A 6,244-nucleotide genomic window follows, 5' to 3' on the forward strand; every position below is an offset into this window, starting at 1 on the left:
GGGCCCCTCCCATGCCTTTCGGGCCATGGGGGAGTCGTCGACCGACGACAACGCCGCCAGGCGCCGCCCATCGGCACGCGACGCCGCCCCACCTACGTGCGCGGCCTCTAAGCCACGGGCGTCCCATTGCGCGACGCGGGTACGTCAGGGGCGTCCGACAGTGCCCCGACCGGCAGGTCCGCCAGACCGAGCTTTCGTGCCGAGTCCAGCAGCTGGCGGACCTGTCCGGCATCCGCACCCGCTCCCGGCGCCGCCAGCATCCGCATCAGCAGCGCCGACACCGTCAGGTTCTGCACATCGCCCGTCGAGACCGACCCGAGCACCCGCGTCAGGTCGTCGGTGAACGACGACGACCCGTTCAGCCACGGTCCTGCGAGTGCCTTCGCGGTGTCCGAGTTCTTCACGAAGCCGTCCACGCTCTTGCCGAGCGAGATGGACGAGACGAGCCGGTCGAAGAAGACCGAATCCCCGCCGACGATGTCGATGTCCGCGTTCTCCAGACCGGTGGCCAGAACCGTCGCCTGCGCCTCGGCGACCTGCCGCTGCACATCGAGTCCGGCCAGCCGGATCTCCTTCTCGGCGGCGAGCCGCAGCCGGTACTCCTCGTGCCCGCGCGACGCGTCGTCCAGCGCCGCCATCGCAGCCGCCTTCTCCGTGAGCCCGGCCGCCTCCGCCTTCAGCTTCTCGCCGATCATCGCCGCGTCCGCCGTGGCCTGCGCCTGCGTGCCCTCGGCTGTGGCGAGAGCCTTCAGCCGCGCACCCTCGGCCTCGGCCTTGAGCCGGGCGGACGTGGCCCCGGCCTCGGCGAGACCGGTCTTCTCGATGACATCGGCCGCCGCCTCCCGTACCTGCACCTCGGCAAGTCCGGGCGCCGCGGACTCCGCCTGGACGCCTTCGGCGAGCCGCAGCTTGGCCCGGGCGTCGAGGTCCGCGCTCTTCAGCCGGGCCTCGGCGAGGGTCAACTGCTCCGCCGCCCGGTGCGTGGCCGCCGCCTCGGCCGCCTCCGCCGCCTTGATGTCCTTGACCAGCTTCTCCTGGGCCTCCGCCTCGGCCGCGATGATCACCGACCTGCGGGTGCGCTCCGACTCCTCGACCGACCGCAGCGTCTTGATGGACTCCTCCTGCTCGGCGACCGTACGGTCCACCGCGATCCGCTCCCGGATCACATCGGCGACCTCGCGGCGCTCGGCCTCGACCTCCTTCGTCGCGGCGATCCGGTTCAGCTCGGTCTGCCGTTCGCGTCCGATGACCTCGATCAGCCGGTCCTTCTCGATGCGCTCGTTCTCCACCGCGATGACCCGCTCACGGTTCTTCTGCGCGACGGCGATCTCCCGCGCCTGGTTCTCGCGCTGGATGCCGAGCTGCTCCTCGGTACGGATGAACGCGGTCTGCGCGCCGAGCCGTTCCTCCTCCTGGACCCGGGCGGTGGCCGCCTCCTCGCGGGCCCGCAGCGTCTCGACCTCGCGCCGCTGTTTGATCTCGGCCTCGGCCTGCCGGCGCTCCAGCTCCAGGATGGTCTCGCGGGCGTCGACGTTCTGCCGGGTGATCTCCTTCTGCTCGGTGCGCTGGTATTCGTTCGTGCGCACGTGCTCGATCGCCGTCAGCTCGGTGATCTTACGAATGCCTTGCGCGTCGAGGATGTTGGCGCCGTCGAGCTGCGCCATCGGCGTCTGCTCCAGGTGGTCGATCGCCGCGTCGTCGAGGTGGTAGCCGTTCAGGTCGGTGCCGATGACCCGGATGATGCGGTCCCGGAACTCCTCGCGCTTGGTGTAGAGATCGACGAAGTCCAGCTGCTTGCCGACGGTCTTGAGCGCCTCGGCGAACTTCGCGGCGAAGAACTCCTGGATGGCGGCCTTGTCGCTGGCCCGCTCGGTGCCGATGGACTGGGCGACCTTGATGACGTCCTCGACGGTCTTGTTCACCCGTACGAAGAAGTTGATGTGGATGTCGGCGCGGATGTTGTCCTGGCAGATCAGGCCCTCGCGCCCGGTGCGGCGCAGCTCGATCGTCTTCACCGAGATGTCCATGTACTCGGCCTTGTGCAGCACCGGCAGGACCACGGCTCCGGTGAAGGTCACGTCGACCTTCTTGGTCTTGGAGATGATCAGGGCCTTGCCCTGTTCGACCTTGCGGAAGAGCCGGCCGATGACGAGAAGCAGGGCGATCGCGATGAGCAGGACCACGGCGACGAGCACACCGAAGCCCAGGGAGATGGCGTCCATGACAGTCCTTGGCGGCTGGTGAGGATGGTGAGAAGTGCGGTGCCCGGCGGCGCGGGCGGCTCAGCGGGTACGGCGTCGAGTGCGTGGCAGCGGCCGTGGGGGCTCCGGCGGTCCCGGGTCGAGCGTCACGTCGTACGGCGAGACCCAGAAGAACTCGCCCTCGTCGTCGTACGCGTACAGGAGCCCCGCACTGCCCGCCGTGAACGCCGCCTCGTCGCTCTGCCGCAACAGCCTGACCTGCACCATCGCGGTCGAACCGTCGGCCGCCACGACCTCGGCCTGGCCGAAGTCGGAGCTGACGGAGCCGGTACGGACGGTGCAGACCCGGCCGAGGAAGTCCTGCCGGGACGGCGGGAGTTCGGCCGGGAAGTGGCGCCGGTAACGGCTGATGAGGACCCGGACCACGGCCCAGGAGATCAGCAGCGCCCCGGCGAGCACGGCACAGGCGAGCGCGGCCCGGGCGGTGCCGGTGACCGCGCTGCGGAGCAGCAGGACGGAACCGGTCAGGCTGGTGAACCAGGCGACGACGACCATCACGGACACCGAGACGGTGACCGGCACACCGCCGATCCCGGCCAGGTCGGTGTCGAGGTCGGCGTCGAAGGAGTGATGGTCGGCCGCGCCCGCCAGGACCAGCAGCCAGAAGCAGATGACGACGATCAGAGCGGCGCCGAAGAGGACGGTGGGGAAGGAGGATGCGGCTCTCAGGAATTCCTGCATCGGCCCACTCCCCCTGCCTGTCGGTGGGGGTGCGGTGGAGGGGACGTCCGGCGGTGACTCCGGTGCCGCGGCGCCGCCTGCATGCGGCGCCGCGGCTACCGGGTCGTCCCCCCCGTCCCCGTATCCCCCGTATTCCCCCGTGTTCCCCCGGTTGGTGCTGGGTCAGATCATGACAGCCGACGTCGTCGTATCGCACTGCCGGAATCCGGCAATCTTTCTACGTCCTTGATGCCGGGCACCGACACCTGCTCATATGGGGTGAGTGGGTGTCAGTGACGCATCAAAACTGGAGGCATGGGCGTGCCGGAGCCGCAGATTCCCGACGAGTATCTGGGGGAGTATGCCCACATCCTGGAGGAGGTCGCGGCGACCGGCCGCCGGCTGACCCGCGACGAGCTGGACGCCCGCCGCGCCCTGGGCCGGGAGGCGGCCGACGCAGGATTCCAGCTGCGCGCCCTGATCGGTCTGCATCTGGCGGCGACCCGCACCGCCTGGCCGCGCGCCACAGCCGCGCACCCCGAGTCCACCGACTGCGTGCTGGCCGCGGTCGAGCAGGCTGTCGACGCGTTCGCCGAGGGGTTCGAGCGCGCCCAGCGGCTCACCGTGCGGCGGGAGGAGGCGGCGCGCCGCGAGTTCATCGACGACCTGCTGTACGGGCGCAGCGACCTGGGCCGGCTCGCCGAGCGGGCCACCCGCTTCGGGCTGCGGCTGTCGCGCGCCCACGCGGTCGCGGTGGCGACGGGCCCGGAGGCGTATACCGAGACGGACGCGGTGCCCCGCATGGTGGAGGCGGCGCTGCTCGCCCGCTTCGACGGCCGGAAGATCCTCCTCACGACCAAGGACGGGCGCCTGGTCTGCATCGCCCCGGGCGCCCAGCCGGACGTCCTGCGCTATTTCGCCAAGCAGGCGCATGCGGCGACGGACGGCGGCATGGTCGCGGTCGGCCGCCCGCACCGGGGTCCGGGCGGCGTCGTCCAGTCGTACGACGAGGCGCTCGACGCGCTCGATCTGGCGGACCGGATGGACCTGGAGGATCCGGTGCTGTACGCCGCCGACCTGCTGGTCTATCCGGTGCTGACCCGGGACCGGCAGGCGATGGCCGATCTGGTGCGCAGTGAGCTCGGCCCGCTCCAGAAGGCGCGAGGCGGCGCGGAGCCCTTACTGAAGACGCTCGCCGCCTACTTCGACGCGGGCTGTGTTGCCGCCGAGACGGCCCGCCGGCTGGCGTTGAGCGTGCGGGCGCTCACCTACCGGCTGGAGCGCATCCATCAGCTGACCGGCTCCGACCCGTCCGACCCGATGCACCGCTACACACTGCAGACCGCGGTGATCGGCGCCCGACTGCTGGACTGGCCCGCCAAGGAACTCTGACGGCCCAGCCGGGACCGGGCGGCTCCTCAGGGTTGTACCTGCCGTCCCTGACGGGCGTACGACGACAGCTGCGGCACCTCGCCGCGTTGGCGGAGCGCCCGGATACGCCTCGTTCGAGGAGCCCCTCCGCCTTGCGATGCACCGCATCCGACGCCGCGGGCCGTCCACCACCGGGGACGGGGGGACAGCCCTGAGAGGAGCTCACACCATGGGCGCCCATTCCCACATGCGGGGATGCGGACCTGCCTTTAGCGTGGGTCCGGGGGATTTCGGAGGTGCGCACCGAGGGAGACCCGGACCATGGCTCGTCACTCACGTCATGCGCGGGAGCCTGTCGAGGGGGAGCCCTCCGTGAGCGGCGCGAGAGCGACTGCCACCTCCCCGTCGTCCCGCCCCGCATCCGACCGTGAGCGCGGTCCGTCGCACCGGTGGTGGGTGTTGGCGGTGATCGGTCTGGCCCAGCTGATGGTGGTGCTGGACGCCACCATCGTGAGCATCGCCCTGCCCTCCGCCCAGCAGGACCTCGGCTTCTCCGACGGCAACCGCCAGTGGATCGTGACCGCGTACGCCCTGGCCTTCGGCTCACTGCTGCTGCTCGGCGGCCGGATGGCCGACCTGGTGGGCCGCAGGATCGCCTTCCTGACCGGTCTGGTCGGTTTCGCGGTCGCGTCGGCGATCGGCGGCGCTGCCCCAAGCTTCGAGGTCCTGGTCTTCGCCCGCGCACTCCAGGGCATGTTCGGCGCGCTCCTCGCCCCGGCCGCGCTCTCCCTCCTCACCACGACGTTCACCGTCCCGAAGGAGCGTGCCAAGGCGTTCGGGATCTACGGCGCGATCGCGGGGACGGGCGGCGCGGTGGGGCTGCTGCTCGGCGGGGTCCTCACCCAGTACCTGAACTGGCGCTGGTGCCTGTACGTGAATCTGCTGTTCGCCCTGGTCGCCTTCCTCGGCGGCATCCGGCTGCTCACCGCCGGTGCCCCCGCCGCCCGCCCCCAGCTTGACGTCCCGGGCACCGTCCTGGTCTCGGCGGGACTCTTCTGCATCGTGTACGGATTCTCCAACGCCGAGTCGCACCCCTGGGGTTCACCGGACACCTGGGCCTTTCTGCTGGCGGGCGGTGTGCTCCTGGCGGCGTTCGCCTGGTGGCTGACGCGGGCCGCGCATCCGCTGCTGCCGCTGCGGGTGGTGCTGGACAGGAACCGCGGGGCGTCGTACCTGGCGATGTTCATCGCCGGCGGCGGCATGTTCGGCGTCTTCCTGTTCCTCATGTACTACCTGCAGAAGACCCTGTACTACTCGCCGGTGACCACCGGTCTCGCCTTCATCCCGATGGTCTGCTTGATGATCGTGACGTCGATGACGACGACCAATGTGCTGGTGCCGCGCTTCGGCGCGAAACCGATCGTGCCGCTCGGCATGGGCATCGCCGCGGCCGCCATGGTGTGGATGACCGGCCTGGACCTGACGAGCAGCTATCTCACCTATGTGTTGCCCGCCCTGCTCGTCCTCGGCCTGGGCCTCGGCGCGATCTTCGCCACGGTGATGAACCTGGCCACGTACGGGGTGGCCGCCCGCGACGCGGGTGTGGCCTCGGCGATGGTCAGCACCAGCCAGCAGGTGGGCGGTTCGATCGGCACGGCGCTTCTGAACACCCTCGCCACCAGCGCCGCCATGGACTACCTGTCCGACCGCCCGGTGACTCCTGCCAATGCCGCCCGGGCCCAGCTGCAGAGCTACTCCACCGCGTACTGGTGGTCGGCGGGCTTCTTCCTCATCGGGCTGGTGGTGACGGCGGTCCTGTACCCCAGGGGCGCCCCCCGGACCCAGGTGGTGGAGGAGTCGGCCCCGGTCCGCGCCTGACGACCGGGCCGGCTCCCCCGGACCTCGCAGGACCCCGCCTCCGTGCCGCGTATGCATCGCGGCACGGAGGCGGG

Annotated in this window: 4 protein-coding genes; 2 read left to right on the forward strand and 2 right to left on the reverse strand. The window is 70.7% G+C overall.

Going from position 1 to position 6,244, the window contains the following annotated elements:
• Positions 1-107: 107 nt before the first annotated feature.
• Together AB0N06_RS37800 and AB0N06_RS37805 are read right to left on the reverse strand one after the other, a co-directional pair.
• Positions 108-2,222, reverse strand: coding sequence for a flotillin family protein (locus AB0N06_RS37800; RefSeq protein ID WP_366139206.1), 2,115 nt, complete (start codon positions 2,220-2,222; stop codon positions 108-110).
• 60 nt (positions 2,223-2,282) lie between these two features.
• Positions 2,283-2,942 carry a hypothetical protein gene (locus AB0N06_RS37805; RefSeq protein ID WP_366139208.1) on the reverse strand — a complete coding sequence of 220 codons (660 nt, stop codon included), beginning with the start codon at positions 2,940-2,942 and terminating at the stop codon, positions 2,283-2,285.
• Positions 2,943-3,242: 300 nt separating this feature from the next.
• Here AB0N06_RS37805 and AB0N06_RS37810 point away from each other — a divergent pair, with 300 nt between their 5' ends.
• Together AB0N06_RS37810 and AB0N06_RS37815 are read left to right on the forward strand one after the other, a co-directional pair.
• Positions 3,243-4,313 carry a helix-turn-helix domain-containing protein gene (locus AB0N06_RS37810; RefSeq protein WP_366139209.1) on the forward strand — a complete coding sequence of 357 codons (1,071 nt, stop codon included), beginning with the start codon at positions 3,243-3,245 and terminating at the stop codon, positions 4,311-4,313.
• 435 nt (positions 4,314-4,748) lie between these two features.
• Positions 4,749-6,170, forward strand: a complete 1,422-nt coding sequence (locus AB0N06_RS37815; RefSeq protein WP_366139211.1) for an MFS transporter — start codon at positions 4,749-4,751, stop codon at positions 6,168-6,170.
• Positions 6,171-6,244: the final 74 nt, after the last annotated feature.

Source organism: Streptomyces sp. NPDC051020 (assembly GCF_040683105.1).
In the GTDB taxonomy this organism is placed as follows: Bacteria; Actinomycetota; Actinomycetes; order Streptomycetales; family Streptomycetaceae; genus Streptomyces.